The sequence below is a fragment of the Nakamurella deserti genome (assembly GCF_003260015.1).
GTDB classification, from domain to species: Bacteria; Actinomycetota; Actinomycetes; order Mycobacteriales; family Nakamurellaceae; genus Nakamurella; species Nakamurella deserti.
Map to the genome: position 1 here is coordinate 986,395 of NZ_QCXS01000002.1, position 26,083 is coordinate 1,012,477.

Annotated in this window: 21 protein-coding genes; 10 read left to right on the forward strand and 11 right to left on the reverse strand. The window is 73.4% G+C overall.

Annotated elements, in window-relative coordinates; translation table 11 throughout:
- Window positions 1–69: 69 nt before the first annotated feature.
- On the forward strand, window positions 70–1,593 hold the full coding sequence (adh, locus tag DB033_RS04650; RefSeq protein WP_111765660.1) for an aldehyde dehydrogenase: 1,524 nt from the start codon (window positions 70–72) through the stop codon (window positions 1,591–1,593).
- Window positions 1,593–2,030, forward strand: coding sequence for a DUF779 domain-containing protein (locus DB033_RS04655; RefSeq protein ID WP_111765661.1), 438 nt, complete (start codon window positions 1,593–1,595; stop codon window positions 2,028–2,030). The genes adh and DB033_RS04655 overlap by 1 nt, the downstream gene beginning before the upstream one ends.
- A 60-nt stretch (window positions 2,031–2,090) precedes the next feature.
- Here DB033_RS04655 and DB033_RS04660 read toward each other — a convergent pair whose 3' ends face one another.
- Complete coding sequence (locus DB033_RS04660; RefSeq protein WP_170315450.1) at window positions 2,091–2,330, reverse strand: hypothetical protein; 240 nt, start codon at window positions 2,328–2,330, stop codon at window positions 2,091–2,093.
- Between the two features lie 157 nt (window positions 2,331–2,487).
- Between DB033_RS04660 and DB033_RS04665 the strand changes: the two genes are divergently transcribed.
- Window positions 2,488–4,014 carry a cryptochrome/photolyase family protein gene (locus DB033_RS04665; protein ID WP_240615734.1) on the forward strand — a complete coding sequence of 509 codons (1,527 nt, stop codon included), beginning with the start codon at window positions 2,488–2,490 and terminating at the stop codon, window positions 4,012–4,014.
- On the opposite strand, the gene DB033_RS04670 is transcribed toward DB033_RS04665, so the two are convergent.
- Window positions 4,011–4,412: a hypothetical protein gene (locus tag DB033_RS04670; protein WP_111765664.1), complete on the reverse strand. Its 402-nt coding sequence runs from the start codon at window positions 4,410–4,412 to the stop codon at window positions 4,011–4,013. The genes DB033_RS04665 and DB033_RS04670 overlap by 4 nt on opposite strands.
- 230 nt (window positions 4,413–4,642) lie before the next feature.
- On the opposite strand from DB033_RS04670, the gene DB033_RS04675 reads away from it, so the two are divergent.
- The 4 genes from DB033_RS04675 to DB033_RS04690 all read left to right on the forward strand — a co-directional run bounded on the left by DB033_RS04675 (window position 4,643) and on the right by DB033_RS04690 (window position 10,076).
- Window positions 4,643–5,668: a 3-oxoacyl-ACP synthase III gene (locus DB033_RS04675; protein WP_111765665.1), complete on the forward strand. Its 1,026-nt coding sequence runs from the start codon at window positions 4,643–4,645 to the stop codon at window positions 5,666–5,668.
- The gene (locus tag DB033_RS04680) at window positions 5,665–8,220 is read left to right on the forward strand and encodes an alpha/beta fold hydrolase (protein WP_111765666.1); all 2,556 of its coding nucleotides are present in this window, start codon (window positions 5,665–5,667) and stop codon (window positions 8,218–8,220) included. Before DB033_RS04675 ends, DB033_RS04680 begins: the two co-directional genes overlap by 4 nt.
- Window positions 8,217–9,191 carry an NAD-dependent epimerase/dehydratase family protein gene (locus tag DB033_RS04685; RefSeq protein WP_111767242.1) on the forward strand — a complete coding sequence of 325 codons (975 nt, stop codon included), beginning with the start codon at window positions 8,217–8,219 and terminating at the stop codon, window positions 9,189–9,191. The genes DB033_RS04680 and DB033_RS04685 overlap by 4 nt, the downstream gene beginning before the upstream one ends.
- A 222-nt stretch (window positions 9,192–9,413) precedes the next feature.
- Complete coding sequence (locus DB033_RS04690; protein WP_157970506.1) at window positions 9,414–10,076, forward strand: alpha/beta hydrolase; 663 nt, start codon at window positions 9,414–9,416, stop codon at window positions 10,074–10,076.
- Here DB033_RS04690 and DB033_RS04695 read toward each other — a convergent pair.
- The 4 genes from DB033_RS04695 to DB033_RS04710 form a co-directional block, all read right to left on the reverse strand.
- Entirely contained in the window at window positions 10,033–10,791 is a 759-nt protein-coding gene (locus tag DB033_RS04695; RefSeq protein ID WP_111765668.1) for an alpha/beta fold hydrolase, read from the reverse strand. The genes DB033_RS04690 and DB033_RS04695 overlap by 44 nt on opposite strands.
- Window positions 10,792–10,800: 9 nt before the next feature.
- Complete coding sequence (locus DB033_RS04700) at window positions 10,801–11,505, reverse strand: dienelactone hydrolase family protein (RefSeq protein ID WP_111765669.1); 705 nt, start codon at window positions 11,503–11,505, stop codon at window positions 10,801–10,803.
- Window positions 11,506–11,554: 49 nt separating this feature from the next.
- Window positions 11,555–13,150 (reverse strand): PAS and ANTAR domain-containing protein, encoded by a 1,596-nt coding sequence (locus tag DB033_RS04705; RefSeq protein WP_170315475.1) that lies wholly within the window; start codon window positions 13,148–13,150, stop codon window positions 11,555–11,557.
- 90 nt (window positions 13,151–13,240) lie between these two features.
- A complete protein-coding gene (locus DB033_RS04710; protein ID WP_111767243.1) occupies window positions 13,241–13,753 on the reverse strand; it encodes a GNAT family N-acetyltransferase in 513 nt (170 codons plus the stop codon).
- Between the two features lie 86 nt (window positions 13,754–13,839).
- Here DB033_RS04710 and DB033_RS04715 point away from each other — a divergent pair, with 86 nt between their 5' ends.
- On the forward strand, window positions 13,840–14,223 hold the full coding sequence (locus tag DB033_RS04715; RefSeq protein ID WP_111765671.1) for a thioredoxin family protein: 384 nt from the start codon (window positions 13,840–13,842) through the stop codon (window positions 14,221–14,223).
- A 104-nt stretch (window positions 14,224–14,327) separates the two neighbouring features.
- Here DB033_RS04715 and lon read toward each other — a convergent pair whose 3' ends face one another.
- Complete coding sequence (gene lon / locus DB033_RS04720; RefSeq protein WP_111765672.1) at window positions 14,328–16,700, reverse strand: endopeptidase La; 2,373 nt, start codon at window positions 16,698–16,700, stop codon at window positions 14,328–14,330.
- A 222-nt stretch (window positions 16,701–16,922) separates the two neighbouring features.
- Between lon and DB033_RS04725 the strand changes: the two genes are divergently transcribed.
- Window positions 16,923–19,157 carry a hypothetical protein gene (locus DB033_RS04725; RefSeq protein WP_111765673.1) on the forward strand — a complete coding sequence of 745 codons (2,235 nt, stop codon included), beginning with the start codon at window positions 16,923–16,925 and terminating at the stop codon, window positions 19,155–19,157.
- Window positions 19,158–19,450: 293 nt separating this feature from the next.
- Here the strand turns inward: DB033_RS04725 and DB033_RS04730 are convergent, their stop codons facing one another.
- A complete protein-coding gene (locus tag DB033_RS04730; RefSeq protein ID WP_111765674.1) occupies window positions 19,451–20,473 on the reverse strand; it encodes an NADPH:quinone reductase in 1,023 nt (340 codons plus the stop codon).
- 288 nt (window positions 20,474–20,761) lie between these two features.
- Here DB033_RS04730 and DB033_RS04735 point away from each other — a divergent pair, with 288 nt between their 5' ends.
- A complete protein-coding gene (locus DB033_RS04735; RefSeq protein ID WP_157970507.1) occupies window positions 20,762–23,221 on the forward strand; it encodes a WD40 repeat domain-containing protein in 2,460 nt (819 codons plus the stop codon).
- A 130-nt stretch (window positions 23,222–23,351) separates the two neighbouring features.
- Here DB033_RS04735 and DB033_RS04740 read toward each other — a convergent pair whose 3' ends face one another.
- The 3 genes from DB033_RS04740 to DB033_RS04750 all read right to left on the reverse strand — a co-directional run bounded on the left by DB033_RS04740 (window position 23,352) and on the right by DB033_RS04750 (window position 25,741).
- Window positions 23,352–24,089 carry a GntR family transcriptional regulator gene (locus DB033_RS04740; RefSeq protein ID WP_111765676.1) on the reverse strand — a complete coding sequence of 246 codons (738 nt, stop codon included), beginning with the start codon at window positions 24,087–24,089 and terminating at the stop codon, window positions 23,352–23,354.
- Between the two features lie 207 nt (window positions 24,090–24,296).
- Complete coding sequence (locus tag DB033_RS04745; protein WP_205843645.1) at window positions 24,297–24,896, reverse strand: class F sortase; 600 nt, start codon at window positions 24,894–24,896, stop codon at window positions 24,297–24,299.
- Window positions 24,897–25,045: 149 nt separating this feature from the next.
- Window positions 25,046–25,741: a CHRD domain-containing protein gene (locus tag DB033_RS04750; protein WP_111765677.1), complete on the reverse strand. Its 696-nt coding sequence runs from the start codon at window positions 25,739–25,741 to the stop codon at window positions 25,046–25,048.
- Window positions 25,742–26,083: the final 342 nt, after the last annotated feature.

Genomic DNA, 26,083 nt, shown 5'->3' on the forward strand with positions numbered 1-26,083 from the left:
GGCTCCTAGCGTGTCGTCACCGCGAGGTCGGGTGGCCGAGCGGAATCTGCGACACGAGGGAGAACAGCAATGACGGTGTACTCCGCACCCGGCTCGGCCGATTCGCCGGTGACGGTGAAGAGCCGCTACGGGCACTACATCGGCGGCGAATGGGTGGACCCGATCAAGGGTCGGTACTTCGAGGACATCGCCCCGGCGACGGGCCAGGCGTTCACCGAGATCGCGCGCGGCACCGCCGAGGACATCGAGGCGGCGCTGGACGCCGCGCACGCGGCCGCCGACGCCTGGGGACGGATGTCGCCGGCCGAGCGGTCGAACCGGCTGCTCAGGATCGCCGACATCATGGAGGCCAACCTGGAGGACCTGGCGATCGCCGAGTGCTGGGACAACGGCAAGGCCGTCCGGGAGACGCTCGCCGCCGACCTGCCGCTGGCGATCGACCACTTCCGCTACTTCGCCGGCTCGCTGCGCGCCCAGGAGGGCGGCATCTCCGAGATCGACGAGAACACCATCGCCTACCACTTCCACGAGCCGCTGGGTGTGGTCGGCCAGATCATCCCGTGGAACTTCCCGATCCTGATGGCCGTGTGGAAGCTGGCCCCCGCGCTGGCCGCCGGCAACGCGGTCGTGCTCAAGCCCGCCGAGCAGACACCGTGGTCGATCCTCAAGCTCGCCGAACTGATCGGCGACGTGCTGCCGGCCGGCGTCCTCAACATCGTCAACGGCTTCGGCGTCGAAGCGGGCAAGCCGCTGGCCTCGAACAAGCGCATCGCCAAGATCGCCTTCACCGGTGAGACCACCACCGGGCGGCTCATCATGCAGTACGCCTCGCAGAACATCATCCCGGTCACGCTCGAGCTCGGCGGCAAGTCACCGAACGTCTTCTTCGACGACGTGGCCGCCGCCGACGACGCCTTCTACGACAAGGCGCTCGAGGGGTTCACGATGTTCGCCCTCAACCAGGGTGAGGTCTGCACCTGCCCGTCGCGGGCGCTGATCCAGAGCAGCATCGCCAGCGACTTCCTCGCCGACGCGGTCAAGCGGGTCGAGGCCATCGTCCAGGGCAACCCGCTGGACACCGCCACCACGATGGGTGCGCAGGCCTCCAACGACCAGCTGGAGAAGATCCTGAGCTACCTCGACATCGGCCGTCAGGAGGGCGCGAAGGTGCTCACCGGCGGTGCCCGCGCCGATCTCGGGGGTGAGCTGTCGGGCGGATACTTCGTGCAGCCCACGGTGTTCCAGGGTGACAACTCGATGCGGATCTTCCAGGAGGAGATCTTCGGGCCGGTGGTGTCGGTGACCACGTTCGACGACGAGGCCGACGCCCTCAAGATCAGCAACGACACGCTCTACGGCCTGGGCGCCGGCGTCTGGACCCGCGACAGCGGCCGGGCCTACCGGATGGGCCGCGGCATCAAGGCGGGGCGGGTCTGGACCAACTGCTACCACCAGTACCCGGCACACGCCGCGTTCGGTGGGTACAAGCAGTCCGGCATCGGCCGGGAGAACCACAAGATGATGCTGGACCACTACCAGCAGACCAAGAACCTGCTCGTCAGCTACTCGCCCGACGCGCTCGGGTTCTTCTGATGAGCGTGCTGCCGGGTGGCGTCCACGACGACCCGGTGGGCGACGGTGGAATCCCCGCCGTCGTCCGCCGCGTGGACGCCACCCCGGCGGCGGTGGACCTGCTGCGGACGATGACGGACCGGCACGGGCCCCTGATGTTCCACCAGTCGGGCGGTTGCTGCGACGGCAGCTCGCCGATGTGCTTCCCGGACGGTGACTTCCTGCTCGGTGACGCCGACGTCCACCTGGGTGACCTGCCCGTCGACGGCCTGGACCGGCCGGTGCCGTTCTGGATGTCGGTGGCGCAGTACGAGTACTGGAAGCACACGCACCTGACGGTGGACGTGGTGAAGGGCCGGGGTAGCGGGTTCTCGGTGGAGTCACCGGAGGGGGTGCGCTTCCTGATCCGCTCGCGGCTGCTCAGCGAGGCGGAGATGCGCGGACTGGGGTTGCTGTGAGCGTCCGGGTGGGGTGACGCCCGCCGGCCGGGAACGCCGGCCGGCGGAGCGCAGAACGCGTCAGGCGCGGTCGGTGACCCGGTTCGCGCCGGTGGTCTCGTCGTCGGTGAGATCGGCGCCGGTCTCGGTCCCGATGGCCTTCTCGGCCTCGGCGATCTTGTCGTCGAACGCCTTGGGGTAGGTCTGGACCATCGCCGTCGGGTCGTTCAACTCGTCGGAGTCGTCGGCCGGGTCACGTTCGTCCACGTCCTGGTCGACGATGGCGCGCTGGTCGCCGGTCACGGGCTGCTGGTCGGTCACGGGATCCTCCGGTAGGGGTGGGCGCCGGACGTCGGGCGCGGAGACTGGTGCGCGACGCGACCGGGTCGGCCCGGTCGACGTCCGCAGTGCATCTGTATCCATCCGGCGCGCCCGGCAACCGCGCGTCCGGCGGGAGGTCGCTGGGCACTGCTCCGGTGTGCCCACACCCGAGCCCGCGACCACCGCCGCGACCACCTCAGCCCGCCCGGACACCGTCCGCTGGCTCTTCGCCGACCAGCTGGGACCGTCCTTCCTCGACCACCCCGAGCAGCGGGTGCTGCTCGTCGAGTCGCGAAAGGTGTTCGCTCGGCGTCGCTTCCACCGGCAGAAGGCGCACCTGGTGCTGTCGGCGATGCGGCACCGCGCCGCGGAGCTCGGCGAGCGGTGCACCTACGTCCGCGCGGACCGCTACGCCGACGCGGTGCGGGACTTCGGCGAGCCGCTGACGGTGTGCCACCCGACGAGCCGCTCGGCGCTGCGCCTGGTCGGCCGGCTTCCCGGGGTGGAGGTGCTGCCGGCGCGCGGGTACGCGACGTCAATGGAGCAGTTCGACACCTGGGTGCGGTCACGGGGGCAGCGGCGGTTGCTGCTGGAGGACTTCTACCGGGAGTCGCGGCGTCGCTTCGACATCCTGCTCGACGGTGACGAGCCCGTCGGCGGCAGATGGAACTACGACGCGGACAACCGGGAGCCGGCGCCGCGGTCGGGTGAGCTGGACGTCCCCGCGCCGTGGTGGCCGACCGAGGACGCCATCGACGAGGAGGTGCGCGCCGACCTCGACCGCTGGGAGGCCGACGGCGACGTCTCGTTCGTCGGCGTCGACGGCCCGCGCCGGTTCGCCGCCACCCGGGACGAGGCCCGGCAGGCGCTGGCGCACTTCGTGGAGCACCGGCTGGACCGGTTCGGCCCCACCGAGGACGCGGTCCTCGCCGACGATCCGTGGATGTCGCACTCGCTGCTGTCGGCGCCGCTGAACCTCGGTCTGCTCGAACCGCTGGAGATGGCGCACGCCGCCGAGGAGGCCTACCGCTCGGGCGACGCCCGGCTCCCCTCGGTCGAGGGGTTCGTCCGGCAGGTCATCGGCTGGCGCGACTACGTCTGGCACCTCTACTGGCAGCAGGACGCCGACTACCGCGACCGCAACGCCCTCCGGGCGACCACCTCGCTACCGGAGTGGTTCGCCGAGCTCGACGGCGACGCGGTGCAGGCCCGCTGCCTGTCCACGGTGCTGGGCAACCTGCGCAACCACGGCTGGGTGCACCACATCCCGCGGCTGATGATCCTGGGCAACTACGCGATGCAGCACGGCTGGCAGCCGGCCGAGGTCACCGACTGGTTCCACCGCTCGTTCGTCGACGGCTACGACTGGGTGATGGTGCCCAACGTGGTGGGAATGAGCCAGCACGCCGACGGCGGGGTGATGGCGACCAAGCCGTACGCCGCGGGCGGCGCCTACATCGACCGGATGACCGACTTCTGCAAGGGCTGCCGGTACGACCCGAAGGTCAGGGTGGGGGAGAAGGCGTGCCCGTACACCGCGGGCTACTGGGCGTTCCTGCACCGCCACAAGGACAGCTTCGCCCGCAACCACCGGATGGCACAGGCCGTCCGCGGCCTGGACCGGCTGAAGGATCTGGAGCCGCTGCTGGAGCAGGAGGCCCACCGGGGATCCGAGGCACCCTAGGCGGATCGCCGGGCGAGCAGGGACCGGAGCCCGTCGCCCAGCCAGGTGGCCAGGACCATGCCGGCACCGCACCCGACCAGGACGCCGATCGCGCCGACCAGCCAGAGACCCGTCTCGTCCGACGAGGCCTCGGCCGACCAGGCGAGGGTGAACGCGCCGGTCACGAGGACGACGATCGCCGTGCGGCGCAACCACCAGCCCGCGCCGATGGCGAGCAGGGCGAGGACGGCCGCGCAGGCGAGGATCTGGGGCTGCTCGTACGGACCGCTGGTCACGCCCGAATCGGGGTCGCGCTGGTACGTGGTGTCACGGCCCAGGAACACCCACCAGGTCAGCACGGTCGCCGCCACCAGCAGCAGGCCGAGCAGGCGTCGCCGGTCCGTCGGTCCCACCGGCACGGACGGCTCCTCTCCGGCCACACCCGTGCGGGTGTGACCACTGTCGCACCGGGCGTGCGAGGGTCGGTACGTGTGGCGGGGTACCGCTGTGGGCGGGCTGGATCGGACCCACGTCACGATCCGTTACCGTGGAACGGTCAAGCCTACGAGCCCCGTAGTGGGACAGTCTTGGGCATCGCGGGCGACCCTGCCGATCGACGGGTTCGTCGCGTGCCCGCAGGAAGGGTCGTATGGCCGGGAACGCCATCCACAGATTCCGCAACACCTCCGTCCTCGCCGTCTGCGCGATCGAGGCGCCGCGGGTCATCACCTCCGACGCGCTCGACGCCCGCCTCGCCGAGGTCTACCAGCGGGTGGGCCTGCGGCCGGGCATGATGCAGCGGCTCGCGGGGATCAGCGAGCGCCGCTGGTGGAACAAGGGCACGACGTTCGTCGACGGGGCCGCGATGGCCGGTGCGAAGGCGATGGCCGAGGCGGGTGTCCAGCCCGGTCAGATCGGGCTGATGATCAACACCTCCGTCAGCCGGGCGCACCTGGAGCCGTCGACCGCCGTCGCCGTGCACCACCAGCTGGGACTGCCCAGCTCGTGCCACAACTTCGACGTCACCAACGCCTGCCTCGGCTTCGTCAACGGCATGCAGCTGGCCTCGGCGATGATCGACAGCGGCCAGATCGACTACGCGCTGATCGTCAACGGTGAGGACGCGGAGGAGCTGCACGAGGCGACCATCGCCCGGCTCGAGGAGCGCGCCGCCAACGCCAAACACGTGTTCGACAACTTCGCGTCGCTGACGCTCGGTTCGGGCGCCGCCGCGATGGTGCTGGGCCGGACCGACCTGCACCCCGAGGGGCACCGCTACCTCGGCGGCGCCACCCGGTCGGCCAGCCAGCACAACGAACTGTGCGTGGGCGACATGGACGACATGCGCACCGACTCGACCGGGCTGATGAACGCCGGGATCGAGCTCACCCTGGAGATGTGGGGCGAGTCCGCGGCCGACTTCGGCTGGGAGCACGACATCAGCCGGTACATCATCCACCAGGTGAGCAACGTGCACACCAAGGCGATCGCGCAGGTCCTGGACCTCGACCTCGGCCTCATCCCGCTGACCTTCCCGACCCGGGGCAACCTGGGCCCGGCGGCCATCCCGCTGACCCTGGCCAGCGTCTCGGGTGAGCTGTCGCAGGGGGACCGGGTGCTGTTGATGGGTATCGGGTCGGGGCTCAACGCCTCGATCTCCGAGATCGTCTGGTGACGGGCAGGCCCTTCCGCCCGCGTTCCCGTACCGCTCCGGCCACGCTGCCGCCGGCCGGACTGCCCGGTCTGGACCCGTCGTGGTCGCGGCTCGTCGACGTCGTCGACGCGGACGGCATCACCCGGACGTTCCACGTCCTGGACGCAGGTGACCCGGACGCCCCGGCCGGCACGCTGCTGTGCGTGCACGGCAACCCGACGTGGAGCTACCTGTGGCGCCGTCTCGTCGCCGATCCGCCGCCCGGCTGGCGGGTGGTCGCGATGGACCATCTCGGCATGGGCTGGTCCGAGCGGCTGCCCCACGCCCGGACGCTGGCGCAGCGGGTCGACGACCTGGGCCGCCTCACCGATGCCCTCGGCGTCACCGGGCCGGTGGTCACCGTCGCCCACGACTGGGGCGGCATCCTGTCCCTGGGCTGGGCCGAACGGCACCGTGACCAGCTGCGCGGCGTCGTCCTGACCAACACCGCCGTGCACCAGCCCACGTCGTCGAAGGGGCCGATCCTCATCCGCCTCGCCCACCGGCGGCTGCTGAACGAGCTCACCGTGCACCGGACGCCGCTGTTCGTGCGCACCACCACCGCACTGAGCCGCCCGAAGCTGCCGGCCGACGTCCGCGACGCCTTCTCCCGGCCCTATCCCGACACGGCCTCCCGGGCCGCGGTGTCGGAGTTCGTCGCCGACATCCCGTTCGCCGCCGGTCACCCGAGCCGGCCCGGCCTCGACCGGATCGCCGACGCCGTCCCCACGTTGGACGTGCCGGCCCTGCTGCTGTGGGGCCCGAAGGATCCCGTGTTCCTCGAGGAGCACCTGCGGGACCTGCGGCGACGGCTGCCGCAGGCCGACGTGCACCGCTACGAGCGGGCCGGCCACCTGCTGCCCGAGGACGCGCCCGGATACCCGGCGGTCGTACACGACTGGCTGTCCCAGCTCGGCTCCGCGCCGCCGGCGCGCCGGCCGGACCCGGCACTGCCGCCCACCCTGACCCAATTGCACCTGCGGCGCGACGACACCACGCCCGCCGTCGTCGGCACCGCCGGCGCCGCGATCAGCTGGGCCGACCTCCACCGCCGGGTCGAGGCCATCGCCGCCGGACTCGCCGCCGCCGGCGTCCGGCCGGGCCACCGGGTGGCGTTGCTGGTGCCGCCGTCCATCGACCTGACGGTGGCGCTGTACGCCGTCTGGCGAGCGGGTGCGGTCATCGTCGTCGCCGACAAGGGACTCGGACTGCGCGGGATGGGCCGGGCGCTGCGCAGCGCCCAGCTCGACCACGTCGTCGCCGACACCGCCGGACTGCTGGCGGCCGGTCCGATGCGGCTGCCCGGCAGCCGGATCGCCGTCCGGCCGCCGTCGCCGGTCGTCGCGCGGCTGTCCGGAGCGCGCACCTCGCTGGCCGAACTGGAACGCCGCGGTGCCGGCCTGCCGGCACCGGCGGAACCAGGTCCGGAAGCCGAGGCAGCGGTGCTGTTCACCTCCGGCGCGACCGGCCCGGCCAAGGGCGTCCGGTACCGGGACGGGCAGGTGCGGGCCCAGCTCGCGCTGATCCGCAGCACCTACCAGCTCACCCCGGACGACCGCATCGTCGCCGCCTTCGCCCCGTTCGCGCTGTACGGACCGGCGCTGGGCATCCCGAGCGCCGTGCCGGACACCGACGTCACCCAGCCCGGCACGCTCACCGCCGCCGCCCTGGCCGACGCGGCCGCGCGGATCGCCGGCACCGTCGTGTTCGCCTCACCGGCCGCGCTGCGCAACGTGCTGGCCACCGCCGGGGACCTCACCGACGCGCAGCGGACCGTGCTGTCCCGGGTCCGGCTCCTGATGAGCGCCGGCGCCCCGGTACCGGCCGCGCTGCTGCAGAGCCTGCAGAAGGTGCTGCCCCGGGCCGACATGCACACGCCGTACGGGATGACCGAGGCGCTGCCGCTGACCGACGTCTCCCTCCCAGAGATCCTCGAGGCCGGCGACGGCGACGGGGTCTGCGTGGGCCGCCCGCTGGCCGGCGTGGAGCTGGCAGTCGTCCCGCCGGACCGGGCCGGGCACGCCGACGGCGAGCTCACCGACGCGGTGGGCGCGACCGGTGAGATCTGGGCGCGGGCGCCGCACCTGCGCGACTCCTACGACGCGCTGTGGGTCACCGACCGCGCCGCGGCCGCGCACCCCGGCTGGCACCGCACCGGTGACGTCGGGCACCGCGACGCCGCGGGACGGTGGTGGATCGAGGGCCGCACCGCCCACCTGGTGCTGACCGACCGGGGACCGGTGACCCCGGTCGGTGTCGAGCAACGCGTCCAACGGGCCCTCGGCGACGACACCACCGCGGCCGTCGTCGGGGTCGGTCCGGCCGGGGTCCAACAGGTCGTCGTGGTGCTGACGGGCACCGGTCCGGTGCTGCCCGACCTCGGCCTCGCCGACGCCGTCCGGGCGGCCGCCGCCCCGGTACCGGTCGCCGCGGTGCTGGTGCGGGAGGCGCTGCCGGTGGACATCCGGCACAACTCCAAGATCGACCGGACCGCGCTGGCGGCGTGGGCGACGGACACGCTGGCCGGCCGGTGAGGATCCTGTTGACCGGAGCCACCGGCCTGATGGGCCGGCTGACCGCGGAGCGGCTGCTCGCCCGGGGTGACGACGTCACGGTCCTGCAACGCCGCCCGGCCGGTCTGGACACGCGCGAGATCCTCGGGGACGTCACCGATGCCCACCTGGTCGCCGAGGCCTGCCGGCGGCAGGACGTCGTCCTGCACCTGGCCGCCAAGGTCGACGCCTTCGGCGCCTGGCCCGACTTCGAGCGGGTCAACGTCGGCGGTACCGCCGCGATCCTCGCCGGCTGCCGCTCGGCCGGCGTGCCCCGACTGGTCAACGTCTCCTCGCCGTCGGTGGCCCACGCCGGCGACGACCTGGTCGGTGTGGGGGCCTCACCCGCCGACCCGCACGCCGCCCGCAGCCACTACTCGCGGTCCAAGGCGATGGCGGAGCGCGCGGCCCTCGCGGCGAACGGTCCCGACCTCGCGGTGCTGTCGATCCGGCCGCACCTGGTGTGGGGCCCCGGGGACACCCAGCTGATCGCCCGCATCGTCGAGCGTGCCCGATCGGGGCGACTGCCGCTGATCGGCAACGGCGCCGCGCTCATCGACGCCACCTACGTCGACAACGCCGCCGACGCGATGGTCGCCGCGGTCGACGCCGTCGGGCGGGTGCACGGTGAGGCCCTGGTCGTCTCCAACGGCGAGCCCCGACCGGTCGGCGAGGTGCTCCGCCGGATCTGCGCCGCCGCCGGCGTCCCGGGCCCACGTGGACGGGTGCCGGCCCGGCTGGCCACCGCCGCCGGGGCGGTCGTCGAGAAGCTGTGGAGGATCGACGGGTTCGCGTCCGAGCCGCCGCTGACCCGGTTCCTCGCCGAGCAGCTGAGCACCGCCCACTGGTTCGACCAGCGGCGCACCCGGGAGGCGCTGAACTGGACGCCCGCGGTCGGGATGGACGAAGGATTCCACCGGCTGGCCGCGTCCTACGCCGCCGCGGACGGGTGACCGGCGTCATGTCCGCCCACCGGGAATGAACGTCGGGGTGCCGTGGTTGGACCTCTCGACGGACGCCTGGACATGCCCCGGGTACCAACTATTGAAAAGTCGCTGCGAGCGACCACGCTGCCGAGAGGCGCACTGGCAGGCGTCCGTCCCTTCTTCGCCGCCGTCGTTCATCCCTGAGCGGAACCCCGCGGCGGTGTCGTGGATCCAGGCACCATGGAGTGCATGAGTTCACCCGCAGGCACCGTCCAGGTCGGCCGGATCGGCCGACCCGGCAGCACCGCGCCGACCCTGGTCGTGCTGCACGGCTACGGCGCCGACGAGCGCGACCTGATGGGCATGCTGCCGGTGCTGGGCATGATGCTGCCCGGCGTCGACGCCCGGGTGCTCGGCATCCGCGGGTTCTACGACGTCACCCACCGCGGGCGCCCCGGGCGTTCGTGGTTCCCTGGACCCGTGGCCACCCCGCCACCGGACGACGAGATCGCCGCCGTCGGCGACCGCATCACCGCACTGGTCACCGAACACACCGACCGCGCCGTGTGGCTCGGCTTCTCGCAGGGCATGTGCGCGGCCATCACGGCGGTCCGCCGGCGCCCCGACGTGTGCAGCGGGTTGATCGCCCTCAGCGGCTTCAGCTGGCCGAACCCCCAACCGGGAGACCCGACCATGGCCGCCGAGGTCCGCGCGGGCGGCGGCATCCCGGCGTTTTACGGCCGCGACCCCGCCGACCCGGCCATCCCCGGCTACGCGAGCGCGTGGGCGCTGGACTACCTGCGCGACCACACCCGGCTCACCGAACGCAGCTATCCCGGGATCGGGCACAGCCTGTCGATGCCCGAGATCACCGACATCGTCGGCTTTCTGCGGCCGCTGCTGGCGCGCTGACCCGGCCTACCCGGGGTCGGTCGTCGCAGAGCGCGTCGAGCAGCGAGAGCAGCCGCGTCACCAGCACGATCGGCTGGGACAGCGCGAGAAGGTGCCCACCGGGCAGGATCTCGACGTCGACGTCGACGCGCTGGTGCGCCACCCGCTGCTGCAGCTCCGCCGGGAACAGCCGGTCGTCGCGGCCGGCCAGCACCAGGGTGGGCACCGTCGGGTGCGTGCGCGTCGGTTGCGGGGAGGTGAAGAGCGAGTCCGGAGGCATCCGGCCCTCGCCGGCGGCGAGGACCGCGACCACGTCGTCGGGCAGATCGTGGAAGAAGATCGCCTCCGGGCCGACGTCGGTGTCGGGGTCGCGTCCGTCGCGCACGGCCGCCGCGTGAGCGGCGTCGCTCTGACCGACCGCGTCCCACCACGCCCCGGCCGTCTCACCCGGCGCCGGGATCATGGCGTTGAGGTACACCAGCGCGTCGACCGGCATCCGGTCGCACACCGCCGGCGCCAGCTGGCCGCCCATCGACTGGGCGACGAGGACGACCGGACGTGGTGCCGACACCGCCGCGGCCACGACGGCGTCCACCTGGTCGGTCAGGGTGACGCCGTCGTGGTTCGGCAGGTCGACCGCGACGACGACGTGCCCGGCCCCGGTCAGCGGCGGTACGACCCGGTACCAGTAGCCCGGGTCGCCGCCCGCTCCCGGGACCAGCACGAACGACGCCACGGTCGGAGCTCAGCCCAGGGACGCGTGCAGGAAGTCGATCGTCCGCTGCCAGGCGACCGCCGCGAGCTCGGGATCGTAGGTGCCCATGTGGTTGTCCGGGTTCATGAACGCATGACCGGCCGGGTAGTAGTGGATGTCGGTCGCCACCCCCGCCTCCCGTTGCAGCTGCTCGTCGAGCTTCATGGCGTCCTCGAGCGGATACATCTGGTCGGTCTGGCCGTAGTGGCCCTGGACCGGTGCGGTCAGCGACCGGTACGAGTCCGGCACGCCCGGACCGACCCCGTAGAACGGCACCGCGGCGCCGATCCGGTCGCCCTCCTGGGCGGCGAGCATCAGCACGAAACCACCGCCCATGCAGAAGCCGACCGCGCCGACCTTGTCCGAGGTCACCGCCTCGTGACCGAGCAGGAAGTCCACGGCGCCGGACAGGTCGCGGGCCGCCTGCTCCACCGGCAGCTGGTTCATCAGCTCGCCGGCCGTGGACGCCTCGTGCGACACCCGGCCGCCGTACAGGTCCGGTGCCAACGCCACGAATCCCTCGGCGGCGAACCGGTCGACGTAGGCGGCGAGGCTGTCGTCGAGTCCCCACCACTCCTGGATGACGATCAGGCCCGGCCCGGAACCGCCGGGCGGCAGCGCCAGGTAACCGTGGGCCGTGCGCCCGCCGCTGTCGAAGGTGACGTTCTGTCGGGGCTGCTCGGTGGTGCTGGTCACGCGTCCTCCTGGGATGGGTACACCCGGCGGGGGTCGGCCGGGGGTCGGGTCAATCCTGCGCCGCGGCGGTGGCCGCGCCGACCAACGACGCGGCGTCGGACCCGTCCTGCGGGAACCGGGCCCGCCCGATGCGCAGCGCGGAGTCGACGCGCAGGCCGGTGGGGAAGCCGCCGACCGTCTCGGGCCGGCTCATCGTGTCGCGGATCGCGGCCACCACGGCGTCGGTGTCGCCACCACCCAGCGGCAGCCGCAACAAAAACGACTGGTCGTCCTGCACCGACAGGCACGCGTCCGCCGGCAGGGTGGCGCGCAGCCGCTCGACGGCGGACCGCTGCACGGTGCGCGCGCCCGCGGCGTCGACGTCCCCGGTGATCACGCACAGCAGGTCGAAGCAGCGACCACGGCTGGTCAGCACGGCGGCCTCGAGGTCGGCGGCGCCGGCCACCGCGTTCGGCAGGTCGGTGCCGGCGTCCCGGTAGGCGAGGCTGCGCAGCTGCTCCTCGCGCTCCACCCGTTCGCTGACGTCGCTCTGGTAGCCGATGTAGTGGGTGATCCGGCCGGCGTCGTCGCGCACCGCGGAGAGGTGCACCTCGTTCCAGAACGCGGTGCCGTCCTTGCGGTAGTTGCGCAGCACACTGCGGACGTCACGACCGGTGTCCAGCGCCTGCCGCATCTCCTTCACGGCGCGCTGGTCGGAGTCCGGGCCCTGCAGGAAGCGGCAGTTGCGGCCGAGGATCTCGTCCGAGGAGTAACCGGTCAGCGTCGCGAAGGCGTCGTTGACGTAGACCAGCGGCTGCTCCGGGTCCAGCCAGTCGGCGATGGTGATGCTGACCGCGGCCACCGAGACCGCACGGACCATGGTCCGGGGCAGGTCGGCGCCGGAGATGCGGCGCCCGGCCGGCGTGGTCCCACCGGTCCGCGGTGTCGCGGTCGCCGGCCGGGGTGTCGCCACCGGCGCCGGCAGCGGCGGACGTGCCGTGCCGCCGGACTTCTTCAACCCGGCCAGGATCGCGGTGAGCCGTTCACGGGGCCGCGTCCCCGACAACTCGGGGTCGACGAGCCGCTCGACGAGGGTGGCGGCGACGTCGCGCAGCTTGATGTTGTTGTGCGAGGAGTGCCACCGCAGCAGGTCGAACGCCTGGGCCTCGGTGAGGTCGAAGATGACCATCATCATGCCCTTGGCCTGCTCGATCAGGTCCCGGGTCGCCGCGGCGTCGATGACCGCCCGAGTGGTCTCCTGTTCGCGGTGCCGCCGCAGACCCGCCGTCAGGTCGACGACGAATCCGCTGACCACCGACACGCCACCCGCGGCCCCGGCCGCGTAGCCGACGGCGAGCACGGTCCTGACCTTCCGCCGGGTGTCGACCAGCCGCAGCCACTCGCAGAAGGTGGCCCCGGTCTGCAGGGACCCGGCCACCGCCGCGTCCCAGCGCGGGCGGTCCTCGGGGTGCACGTGGCTCGACATCAGATCGAGTGTGGGCACCACCTCGCCCGGACCGAAGCCGTAGATGCCGTAGGTGCGATCGGTCCAGACCGTCCGGCGGGTGCGGACGTCGTGGGAGAACCGGCCGAACGGCGGCCCCGGCGGGGGACTGTGCGTCGCCGCGGCCTCGACGCCGGGCACCGTGCTCTTCGTGTCGGTCACCCGACGAACCTCATCCGTACTCCTGCTGCCGCACCTGCTGCCCTGGCCCATCGTCTTGAGCGGTTTCGATCGTATCCGCCGCGGGCGCGGTCAGGACCGGACCGCGACCGCCCGCAGGGCCTTGCCCAGGTGGACCGAGTTGGGCTCCGCCGCGTAGTGGCCGAAGGCGGGCACCGGGACGTAGCCGCCGGCGCCGTAGAGGCCGATGGCCTCCGGCTGCATCAGGCCCGTCTCCAGGACGAGCCAGCCGGCACCGGCCGCGGCGGCGGTCGCCTCGAGGTGGGCCAGCACGGCCCGGGCGTAGCCGCGACCCCGCCGGTCCGGCACGACGTACATCCGCTTGAGTTCGGCCACCGGCGCGGGCGGCCCGGGGACGGGTGGCGCCTCGGCGCCGAGCATCCGCCAACCCCCCATCGCCGCCGCGACGCCGTCGGGGGCGAACAACACGAAGAACCGGCCGAGCGGCGGGCTGAACTCCCCGTGATCCACCGGGGTCTCGTCGGGACCGCCGTAGCGGACGACGTACTCCTGCTGGACCTCGGCGATCAGCCGTTGGGCGTCGGCGTGGTGGTAGGGGACGGGGCGGATGTCGAACGTCGGCACCCGCACATTGTCCCTGCCGCCGGCGCCGGGAATACCGCTCCGGATGCGGCCGTTGCATCCGTGAGCCCCACGAGAGGACGTTCTTCATGGCCACCACTGAACTGACCGGCGACATCTTCGAGAGCACCGTGACCGGCAACGGCATCGTGCTCGTCGACTTCTGGGCGTCCTGGTGCGGCCCGTGCCGCGCCTTCGCGCCGACCTACGACGCGGCGTCGGAGAAGCACCCCGACATTGTCTTCGGCAAGGTCGACACCGAGGCCGAGCAGGGTCTCGCCGCCGCCGCCAACATCCGCTCGATCCCGACGCTGATGGCGTTCCGGGACGGCATCCTGGTGTTCTCGCAGCCCGGGGCGCTCCCGGCGAAGGGCCTCGAGCAGGTCATCGAGGGCGTCCGCGGGCTGGACATGGACGACGTCCGTGCGCAGGTCGCCAAGGCCCACGAGGCCCAGGCCGGCGCCCAGGTCTGATCGACCGCCCACCGCACGAAGGCTCCACCCGGACACCGGGTGGAGCCTTCGTGCATGTCGGGGCCGGGTGTCCCGGGACCGCTCGGAGCGGTCCCGGGACACGGTCAGGCAGCCGCCCGCGCCGCGGCCGGGTCGGCCGCCTCCAGGGCGTGATCGAGGATCTCCCGGATGTCGCCGACCGGCCGGACGTCGAGCAGGGCGAGGATCTCCGCCGGCACGTCGTCCAGGTCGGGCTCGTTGCGCAGTGGGATGAACACCGTCCGCACCCCGGCCCGCTGGGCGGCCAGCAGCTTCTGCTTGACGCCGCCGATGGGGAGCACCCGCCCGCTGAGCGTCACCTCACCGGTCATCGCCACGTCCGAACGCACCGGGCGGCCGGTGGCCATCGAGGTGAGCGCCGTGATCATCGTGACCCCGGCGGACGGGCCGTCCTTGGGCACCGCACCGGCCGGTACGTGCAGATGCACGCCCCGCCGCAGCACCGCGGGGTCGATGCCGAGGTCGGCGGCGTGGGACCGGACGTAGGACAACGCGATGCGCGCCGACTCCTTCATCACGTCACCGAGCTGCCCGGTCAGCGTCAGCTCGCCGGTGCCGCCCTCGGTCGGGATCGAGCCGGCCTCGATGAACAGCACGTCACCGCCGAGTCCGGTGACGGCCAGGCCGGTGGCCACGCCCGGGGTGGAGGTGCGCTCGGCGGTCTCCGGGGTGAACCGGGGACGGCCGACCAGCCCGCGCAGATCCGCGGCGTCCACCGTGAGCGCACCGGTCCCGTCGTCCAGCCGGGTCGCCGCCTTGCGCAGCACCTTGGCCAGCAGCCGCTCGAGCTGCCGAACCCCGGCCTCGTGGGTGTGGGAGGTGACGAGCTCCCGCAGGGCGGCGTCGGTGACCGTCACCTCCGCGGGGTCGATCGCCGCCCGCTCCAGCTGCCGGGGCAGCAGGTGCGTGCGGGCGATGGCCACCTTGTCGTCCTCGGTGTAGCCGTCCAGCTGGATGAGCTCCATCCGGTCCAGCAGCGGGCCGGGGATGGTGTCGAGCACGTTGGCGGTGGCCAGGAAGACCACGTCGGACAGGTCCAGGTCGACGTCGAGGTAGTGGTCGCGGAACGTGTGGTTCTGCGCCGGGTCGAGCACCTCCAACAATGCGGACGACGGATCACCCCGGTACCCGTGCCCATCAGACCCGACCTTGTCGATCTCGTCCAGCAGGACGACCGGGTTCATCGAGCCCGCCTCGGCGATGGCCCGCACGATCCGGCCGGGCAGCGCGCCGACGTAGGTGCGCCGGTGCCCGCGGATCTCGGCCTCGTCGCGGACGCCACCGAGGGCGACCCGGACGAACGTGCGGCCCAGGGCGGTGGCCACACTCTCGCCGAGCGAGGTCTTGCCGACCCCGGGCGGGCCGACGAGGGCCAGGACCGCGCCCGAGCCGCGGCCGCCGACGACCTGCAGCCCGCGGCGGTTGCGCCGCTCGCGGACCGCCAGGTACTCCACGATGCGGTCCTTGACGTCGGTGAGGCCGTGGTGGTCGGCATCGAGAACCGCTCGCGCGGCGGCGATGTCGTGGTTGTCCTCGGTGCGGACCGACCAGGGCAGGTCGAGCACGGTGTCCAGCCAGGTGCGCAGCCAACCGGCCTCGGGAGACTGGTCGCCGGCGCGTTCCAGCTTCCCGACCTCGCGCAGGGCGGCCGTCCGGACGGACTCCGGCAGGTCGGCCGCTTGCACCCGGGCGCGGTAGTCGCCCTCCTCGCCCGCGGTGCCGTCGAGATCACCCAGCTCCTTGCGGATGGCCGCCAGTTGGGACTTGAGCAGGAATTCGCGCTGGCTCTTCTCCATGCCCTCGCGGACGTCGTCGCGGATCTTCTCGCTCACCTCGATCTCGGCGAGGTGCGCCCGGGTCCAGGCAGTCACGCGCTCCAGACGCGTGGTGAGATCGGTGGTCTCCAGCAGTTCCCGCTTCTGTTCGTCGGTCAGGTACGACGCCCAACCGGCGGCGTCGGCCAGTGCGGACGGGTCGGTCATGCGTTCGACGGTGTTGATGACCTGCCAGGCGTCGCGGTGCTGCAGGACGCCGATGACCAGCGCCTTGTACTCGACGGCGAGTTCGCGGTCGTGGTCGGTCGGGGTGGCGTCCGGCTGCGGCTGCGCCTCGACCCACAGGGCCGCACCCGGGCCGCTGACGCCGGTGCCGATCCGTGCGCGCACACCGGCACGCACGACCGCGGCCGAGGCGCCCGACGGGGTGCGACCGACCTTCTCCACGGTGGCGATCACCCCGTGGCTGGCGTAGCGGTCGGCCAGCCGCGGCACGATCAGCAGGGTGCCCTCGACGGACTCCTGGCCGTCGGGGGTGCGGACGGAGCGGGCGGCGTCGATCGCCGCGCGGGCGGCGTCGTCGAGTTCGAGGGGGACGACCATGCCCGGCAGCAGGACGGTGTCGGACAGGCTCAGGACGGGAAGTTCACGGGACGGTGACATCAGGCTCCTCAGGACTGGTTGAGTCTGATCCACTCAAGTCTCGGCGGACCGGTGTTGTTCCCGTCGGATGCCGGCCTTCGCCGTCGGCGAACGCCGGCCGCTGCCCGGGGCCCCGGGCGGGTACCGGAGTCCCCAGGATGCCGGGGCGGCCTGGCGCCCACACCGGCCCGGTGTCGTTCCGGCACCGGCCCGCACCGACCGACTCGACGACACGGGGTACGCATGCGACGACGTCCGATCGCCCGGTCCGCGGTGCTGGTCACCGCGCTGGTCGTGAGCCTGGCGCAGGGGCCGGGCCCGTCGTCGGCGGCCCCGGCGCCGCGGGTCGCCGCGGCGGCGGCGGCACAGCCGGTCGCGCAGGCGGTCGCCCAGGCCGAGGCGAACGCCGCCGCCAACGGGGTGTCCACGGCGATCAGCGTGGTCGACCGGGCCACCGGGGCGGTGCTGGCCGAGACCGGCAACGCCGGGTCGCAGGTCGCCTCGGAGTCGATCGTGAAACTGATGATCGCCGCCTACCACCTGGTGGCCAACGGCGGTTGGGCGTCCACGCCCGCCGCCCTGCAGGACCGGCTGAGCTACATGCTGCGGGTGTCGGACGACTCGACCGCGACGAACCTCTTCCGCGGGGACATCGTGCCGAGCGTCGCGGCGCGGTACGGGATGGGCTCGACGACCAACGCCACCGACCGCGTCGGTCACTGGGGAGCCGTCCGGATCACCGCCCACGACATGACGACCTTCCTCTGGCGGGCGTCGCAGGACCCCGCGGTCGGTCCGTGGCTGCTGCCGGTGATGGCCCAGAGCGCCCCCCGCGGCTCGGACGGATTCGACCAGGCGTTCGGACTGAACGCGCTGTCCGGTGACCACGGTTCCAAGCAGGGCTGGGGTGGCGACAGTTTCTTCACCCGCTTTCCCTACGCCGTCCACTCGGTCGGCTACACCGACCGGTACTTCGTCGCCATCCTGCAGACGGCACCCACCTACCCGGACCCGATGCGGGCGACGGCGACCACCGCCGCGCAGCTCATCCAGGCGTCGACGGCGGTGCCGCCGGTGCGCGACGGCGACTTCGTCGTCAACGGCGACGACGGCACGCTGTACCGGGTGGCCGGCGGCGCACCGGTGTACGTCTCCGAGTTCGCCGCCGTCCCGGGATCGGCGGCGTACCGGGTGCTCTCCGGGACGGAGTTCGCCGCGCTGGCCCAGGTGCCGCGCGACGGCACGCTGCTGGAAGCGGGCGGGCAGGTCTTCATCGTGGCGGGCGGTGCGCCGCTGTACGTCTCGGACTACGGCCGGGTGGGCGGGTACCGGCCCGGCACGGTGGTGGACCCGGCCGCGGTGCGGCGCGCCGGGGAGGGCGGCCGGTGGAGCCACCTCACCGCGGTGCCGGCCGATGGGACCCTGCTGCAGAACGGATCCGAGATCTTCGTCGTGGCCGGCGGTGCCCCCCTGTACGTCAGCGACTACGCACCGATCGGCGGATACCGCCCCGCCGTCCCGGTGGACCCGGCCGCGCTCAACGCCGCCGGTCAGCCCGCCCCGTGGGACCACCTGCGCTTCTACCCGTCCGACGGCACGTTGCTGCAGGCCGGGCCCGACGGTTCCCCGGTGTACCTGGTGGCCGGCGGCGCTCCGACCTACGTCACCTCCTACGACGCGATCGGCGGCCCGCGGCCCGCGACCCGGGTGGATCCGGCGGCCCTGGCCAACGGAGGCCAGGGCGGGCGCTGGGCGCACCTGCGGTTCACCCCGCCGGACGGCACGTTGCTGCAGGCCGGCCCCGACGGGTCGGCGGTCTACCTGGTGGCCGGCGGCGCTCCGACCTACCTGAGCAGCTACGACGCGATCGGCGGACCGCGGCCGGCCGCCCGGGTCGACCCGGTGCAGATCGCCTACGCGGGCACCGGCGGGTGGTTCGGTCACCTGTCGTTCCGGCCGGCCGACGGCACCCTGGTGCAGGCCGGGGGCGACATCCACGTCGTGGCCGGAGGCGCTCCGGTCTACCTGTCCGACTACGCGGCCATCGGCGGCTACCGGCCGGCCTCGGTGATCGATCCCGCCGCCGTGCGCACGGCCGGCGGCCCGGCGGAGTGGAGCCATCTCACCGACGTGCCGTCCGACGGCACCCTGCTGCAGGCCGGATCCGACGTGTTCGTCGCCGCCGGCGGCGCACCGGTGTACCTGGCCGATTTCGCCGACATCGGCGGCTACCGCCCCCCGGTGCGCATCGACCCGGCCGCGGTGGCGGCTGCGGGCACCGACGACCGGTACCGGCACGTCCGCCAGGTCCCCGCGGACGGCACCGCGCTGCTCGGCAGCCCGGGCGGGCGGCGTTACGTCGTCACGGACGGCACTCCACGCCCCGCCGAGGCGGGCCCCGGGGTGACGGTCAGCCAGGCGGCGGTCGACCGGGCCGGCGAGCCCGGCGTGTGGTCGCACCTGCGGGCCACCGCCTGATCCGTCCGGCCGCCCGGCCCCCGTCATCGACCACGGTCGCCGACGCGCGGTTCCGGAGACGGTGGCGGTGGGGGTGCGCCGACGGCACCGGCGTCGCCGTCGACGCGCCGGTGCCGGCCGGCCCCGCGGTCGAGGGGAACGGACAGTGGCAGTCCGTGATCCGGCACCGGGCGTCGCACCGGGCCGGTCGCGGTGCGGTGCGGGCTCCGGTCGTCCGCCCCCGACCCGTCGTCAGGACCGCCACCGGGGGAGGTGCGGCACGTTCGTCGACGGGGCGCCGAGCGCGGGAGGCGTCAGGGCAGGACGAGGAGCCGCCCGTCCACCGGACCGTCCTCGATGCGGCGGTGCGCCTCCGCCGCCGCGGCCAAGGGGTAGCGGCCGGCGATCCGGGTGGTCAGACTGCCCTCGACGACCATCCGGTTGATGAGTTGCGCACCCGCGGCGAGCTGCGCCGAGGTCGCCCGGCTGAGCACGAAGCCCTGCACGGTGATGTCCCGGGTGTACAGCGGCGCCCAGCTCATCTCCGGTGACGCCACCCGGGCCGCGGTCACCAGCACCCGGCCGCCGGTCGCCGTCGCCGCCGCGGCCACCCGGAAGTCGTTGCCGCCGGCGGTGTCCCACCAGACCTGGACACCCCCCGGGGCGGCCCCGGAGACCTGTGCGGCCAGGTCGGGGGCGCGGTCGTCCACCACCGCGTCGGCGCCCGCCGCGCGGCAGCGCGGTGCGTTCGCCGGCCGGCAGCCGGCCACCACCCGCACACCGGCCCGCCGGGCCAGCTGGATCGCCGCGGTGCCGACGTTGCCCGCCGCACCCCCGACGTACACCGTCCACTCCTTGCGCACTGCCGCGTGCACGAACCAGGCGAGGTAGGCGGTGATCGCCGGATGCGCCACCGCGACCAGGGTCTCGCGGTCGGCTCCGGCAGGGACGGCGTAGAGGCGGTCCTCGGCCACCACGGCCAGGTCGGTGAACGATCCCTGCCGGCCCTGGTGCCCGAGGCTGTTCGCCCACACGGCGTCACCCGGCCGGAACGAGCGCACCGCGGACCCGGTAGCGACGACGGTGCCGACCAGATCGCGACCCAGGATGAACGGGAACGGGATCGGGGTGTCGTACCGGCCGCTGCGCACATAGCCGTCGACCGGGTTGACCGTCGCCGCCTCGACCGCCACCAGCACCTCGTCCGGTCCGAGCCCGGGGACCGGGAGGGCGGTGAGGCGGATCGTGTCGGCCGGGCCGACGCGGTCGACGACCGCGGCGCGGCGGGACACCGGGGTCGGGGACGGAACCGGGGCCGGGGTCCGGAGCGGGGGCATCGCGACATCGTGTCACCGCGCCGCCGCGACCGGCAGGGACCCAGGTCGGTTGCCGGGCCGCACGCACCGATGCCGGCCCGCGCCGTCGTTCTCCTGCGGACCTCGCGACAGCCGTGGGATGATCCGTCGGCGCGAAGTGCCGCGTCCGCCGCGGCCGGTGCGGTCGGCTCGGTCCCGGGCGGACCGCCGTCAGGTGCCGGGTGGACGGCGGTGGCGGGGGCGGAACAGCCCCCCGCCGCGATGTTCCGTCCGCCGGCGTCGCCGCCGCCGAACCCCTGGGATGTGCTGATGACCTCGTTCGACACCGCTGTGCAGCCGGGGGCGCGCCCCCACGCCGGGCGCGCACGCCGCCGCCGGACCGCCGCGACGGCGGCTCTGCTGGTCGCGCTGGCGTCGGTGGGGATCGGGCGGGCCGCCCCGGCGGTGGCCGACACCCGACCCGCGCCCGGGGTGCCCGCGACGGTCAGCGCCGACGTGCTGCCCACGGTGCAGATCAACGGCATCGTCCGGGGACAGGTCGTCGTCGGGAACACCGTCTACGCCACCGGCGATTTCAGCGCGGCCCGGCCGGCGGGGTCGCCACTGGGCGTCGACGAGGTGCCCCGCGGCAACCTGCTGGCCTACGACATCACCACCGGGGCGCTGTCCACCACGTTCGTCCACACGCTCAGCGGGGGCGGCGGCTCCGCGGTCGCGGCCTCCCCGGACGGCACCCGGCTCTACGTCGGCGGCAGCTTCAGCCAGGTGGACGGGGTCGACCGGCTGCGCATCGCCGCCTTCGACCTCACCCAGCCCGGCGCGCCGCTGGTGCCCACGTTCACCAACGGCGTCGACCGCCCCGTCGCCGACATCGTGGCGACCAACGACACCGTGTTCGCGGGCGGGAGCTTCACCGGGCGGCTGCGGTCGTGGGACCGGTCCGGCGCCGTCCGGCAGGGGTGGTCGGCCACCGCCGACGGCAACGTGTTCGCCCTGGTGCTGACCCCCGACGGCAGCAAGCTGGTCGTCGGCGGCGGTTTCACCACGCTCAACGGACGTCCCGCCGCGAGCGTCGGGGCCGTCAGCGTGAGCACCGGAGCCACGATTACCCCGTGGGCGTCGGCCTCGTCGGACCTGTCCGTCTGGCCCATCCGCAACGTCGCGCCCGACGGCGCCGTGACCAGCCTCAGCACCGACGGCACCAATCTCTACATCAGCGGCTACAACTTCGGGGATCGTTCCCAGCCCCGGCTCGAGGGTACCGCGGCCCTGTCACCCACGGACGGCACCATCCGCTGGATCGGCGACTGCCACGGCGACACCTACGACGCGTTCCCGATGAACGGTGTCCTGTACTCGGTCTCGCACGCCCACGACTGCGCCAACATCGGCGGCTTCCCGGAGTCGCCGTCCCGGCGGGCACTCGCCCAGACCACCACCGTCGGCGGGGTCAACACGCATTCCGACGTCGGCGGCTACTACGACTTCGCGGGCTGGCCGCGTCCGAACCTGCTGCACTGGTACCCCACGCTCAACGTCGGGACCGCGTCCGGCGTCGGCCAGGCGGCGTGGTCGGTGACCGGCAACAGCGACTACATCGTGCTGGGCGGCGAGTTCACCATCGTCGACGGCGTCGCGCAGCAGGGCCTGGTCCGCTACGCGATCGCGTCGGTCGCGCCCGACCTGGCGGGCCCGACGCTGGCCAACTGGCAGTTCCCCGGCACCGCCACCGTGGCCGACGCCACCGGGCGTTCGGCCGTGTCGTTCGCCGGGACCTGGGACCCGGACAACACGGCGCTGACCTACTCGGTGTTCCGCGGGACCGGCTCCACCACCCCGGTGTGGACCTACGGCCCGGTGAAGTCGAACTTCTGGACCGTGCCGACGCTGTCGTTCGTCGACCGCAACCTCATCCCCGGCGCGGTGCACCGGTACCGCATCGTCGCCACCGACCCGTTCGGCAACTCCGTCACCGCCTACACCGGCATCGACCAGGACACCACCGCGGCGACGTATCTGGGCTCCTGGAACACCATCTCCCGAGGAATCGGCGACATCTACGACGACGTCCGGTACACCACCACGGTGGGGGACTCGGCGGTGTTCAAGGTGACCGGGACCAACGTCAGTGTGATCGGCAACAAGGCGCCCGACCAGGGTCTGGTGTCCATCTCGGTGGACGGCGGTGCACCGGTGACGGTGAACACCGCGGTGCCGGCGGGTGTGCAGGTGCGCGCGACGCTGTGGGCCACCACCGGGTTGAGCAACACCCTGCACACGGTCCGGGTCACCAACCTGCAGCCGCGCTCGATGGTCATCGACGGTGTGTACGTGTTCAACCGCAGCATGGACGTGACCGTCGACGGTCAGCCCCGGGTGGCCGGCAGTGCGCTGCCGATCAACGACACCTCTCCCGCCATCACCTGGAGCGGCCAGTGGTTCGTCGACACCACCCGCGCCCCGGCCGAACTCACCATCGGTCGCGACATCCACTACACGCCGGTCGACGGCGCCACGGCGACGTTCTCCTTCGTCGGATCCGGTGTGGACGTCCTGGGTCTGTCCGGCGTGGGGCTCGGCACCGCCGAGGTCATCGTCGACGGCGTCTCCCGCGGCGTGTTCAGCCAGTCCGGCTCGGGCGCGAACATCGCCTCAACCCTGGTCTCGCTGCGCGACCTCACGATGGGCGCGCACACCGTGGTGGTGAAGAAGCTGAGCGGGAACTACCTCGTCATCGACGGTTTCGCCGCGTTCGCCGGCGCCGCCTGACGGGTCGGCCGCACCCCGGGCCCGCTGCCCCCTGGCAGGCGGGTATCCCGGGGGGCCGCGCCGACCACCCTCCCGCGGGGTGTCGCCCCCGGTGGTGGCGGGGAGGTCGGCCGGGTCCGGCCCGTGGTGCTCAGCCCGGGGTGGAGGTGGCCGTGCCCGCGGACGCGCGGTCCGGCCGACTGCGGGCGACGAAGCGGAAGCGGTCGCCACGGAACACCGACTCGGTCCACTCCACGACGCGGCCGGCGTCGTCCCAACCGGTGCGGTGCACGAGCAGCAGGGGCAGCCCGGGGTCGACCTCCAGCCGGGCGGCCTGCACCGGGTCGGCCAGCGTGGTCTCGACGAGGTCCTCCACGGCGGCCAGGTCGATGCCGTAGGCCTCGCGCAGCGTGCGGTAGAGCGATCCCCGCAGGGCGAGCTCGGCCGCCAGGTCGGGCAGCGGTCCGGGCAGGTGGGCGACCTCGTGGGCGATGGGTTCGTCGGCCACGGTCCGGATGCGTTCGACGCGGTGCACCGCCGCACCCGGGGCCACTCCGAGGTGCGTCGCCAGCGCCGTGTCGGCCGGGCGGACGTCGATCGAGAGCACGACGCTGCCGGGCCGGCGGCCCTCGTCGGACGTGTCCTGCGAGAACGAGGTCAACTGACGGACCTGCATCAGCCGCGGCTGGGCGATGAACGTGCCGCGCCCCTGCGTGCGCTCGAGCCGGCCGTCGATGACCAGCTCGGTGAGCGCCTGCCGCACCGTGGTCCGCGACGTCGAGAAGCGTTCCGCCAGTTCACGTTCGGTGGGGACGGCCGTGCCCGGGCCGAGGCCCGCGATCAGGGAGAGGATCTCGTTCTTCACCCGGAAGTACTTGGGCAGCCGCACGCCCGGCGGAGGACTCCCGGCTCGGACGCCCACGGCATCGGGATCGGGTCTGGTCAACGTGGCAGCCCTCCGTCAGCCGGCGGTCGACCGGTATTGGTCTGGACCATTACACCGTGCCGCCGGGGTGCGGCGGAGGACCGCACACCCGGTGTGAGGGAGACCACACCGACCGAGCGCGAGCGCGCCGTCCCGGGGCCACCGGTGTCGTCACGCGCGGACCGCGGTGACCACCAGGTTCTCCCGGTAGCTGCCGGCGTCGCGGTCGAACTCGCCGCCACAGGTGACCAGCCGCAGCACGTCGTCCAGGGTGGCGCCGAAGACGGCGAAGGTCGGGAAGACGTCCTTCGGGTACCGGTCCACCGCGGTCACCCGGTAGGACGCGGTGCCGCCGTCGGCGAGTCCGACGTCGACCCGGTCACCCGGCGCGAGCTCGGTGAGGCGGTGGAAGACAGCCGGTCCGGTCGTCGAGTCCACGTGCCCCATCAGCACCGTCGGACCCACCGCGCCCGGGCGTCCGCCCGGGGCGAACCAGCCGGCCGCGTCGTAGTCCGCCGGCACCTCCGCGGCGCCGTCGTCGTCCACGCCCAACTCGATGAGCGGCTCGTCGAGGCCCAGGACCGGCACGGCGACCCGTACCGGAGCCGGCGGCGCCGTCACCGGGGCGGGGGCGTCGGTCGGGACGACCGGCTCGCCGGTGCCGGCCGTTCCGGTCGCGGCGGCCGCGGGAGTGGGGTCGGGCCCCACCGCCGACGGCGCAGCGGCGGTGGGCGGTGACGGCGACGCGAGGACCGCCGGGGGCGACGTCACCGGATCCGGCGCGGCCGGCCCGCCCGACGGCGGTCCGGAGCACGCCGACACGAGCACCCACAGCGCCGGCGCCGCCCACCATCGCCGACGGTGCGTGAGCCGGGACCGCCGGCGGTGGCCGGCGGTCCCGGGCCCATGGGGCACCGCGGTCAGCGGGTGGCCGCGCGCCGTGCGACCCAGGCGAAGCCGCCCAGGGCGAGCACGGCGGCGCCCACCGGGATCAGCGGGGAAGTCGCCCGGTCGGCGGTCCCGCCGCCGCCGGTCGCCACGCCGCCGAGGGGCACCACCGTGAGCTGACCCCGGACCGCGCCGGCCGGGTTGGCCGCGGTGTGGGTGTCGGTGAAGAACGCCGACGGGTCCGCCTCGATCTGCGCCAGCGTGAAGTTCGTGCCGGTGTCGGCGCCGTCCGAACCGGTGATGCCGGTGGTGAACGGACCCTCCAGGCAACCGGCGCTGCGGAAGCTGCCGTCGGACTGCGGGGTCGGGTCGGGGAAGGCGATCCGGGGCGGCCCGGCCTGGCCGGCGGCGGCCTGGTGGATGTGCGTGGCGGTACGGGCCGGACTCTGGAAAGGCTCCGAGATGCCCGTGACAGTGATGTCGTAGCAGATGATCTCGTCGTCGCTGTTGATCCGGTAGTCGAACCTGCCGGTGGCCCCGGCGGTGCCGGGCGTCGGCACCCCGTCGGCGTTGACGACCATGCCCGGCGTGGCCATCGCGGTGTACGCGGACGTGAACGACGACGGCTCGGCGACGGCTTCGTCCGCGGCGGCCGACCCCACGGGGGACGCCGCCAGCAGACCGAACGTGGCCACGGACAGAACGGACAGGGCGGTACGGGAACGCATCAGCGGATCTCCTCGCTCGGGCGGATGTCGGGAGTGGATACGAACCCGCCCGGGCCGGTGTTCACCGCGGATGCGGCCTCGTCCGGGCCGGTGTCGACGACGGATGAGGACCCACCCGGGGCCGGCGTCCACCGCGGATCCGGGTCCGCCCGGGGCCGGGGACGTGGTCCGGCGCGTCCGATCCCCCCGTCCGCACCGCACGCGCGATGTGTGACCGAGACCACATCCGACGCGACCTTGACCGGCTGATTGGTCTATGCCAATGTTTCGTGAATCACATTGGTCCAGACCAATCTCGCCCCGGGAGCGAACGCCCGGACCCCTGTCCAGCACCGTCCGCCG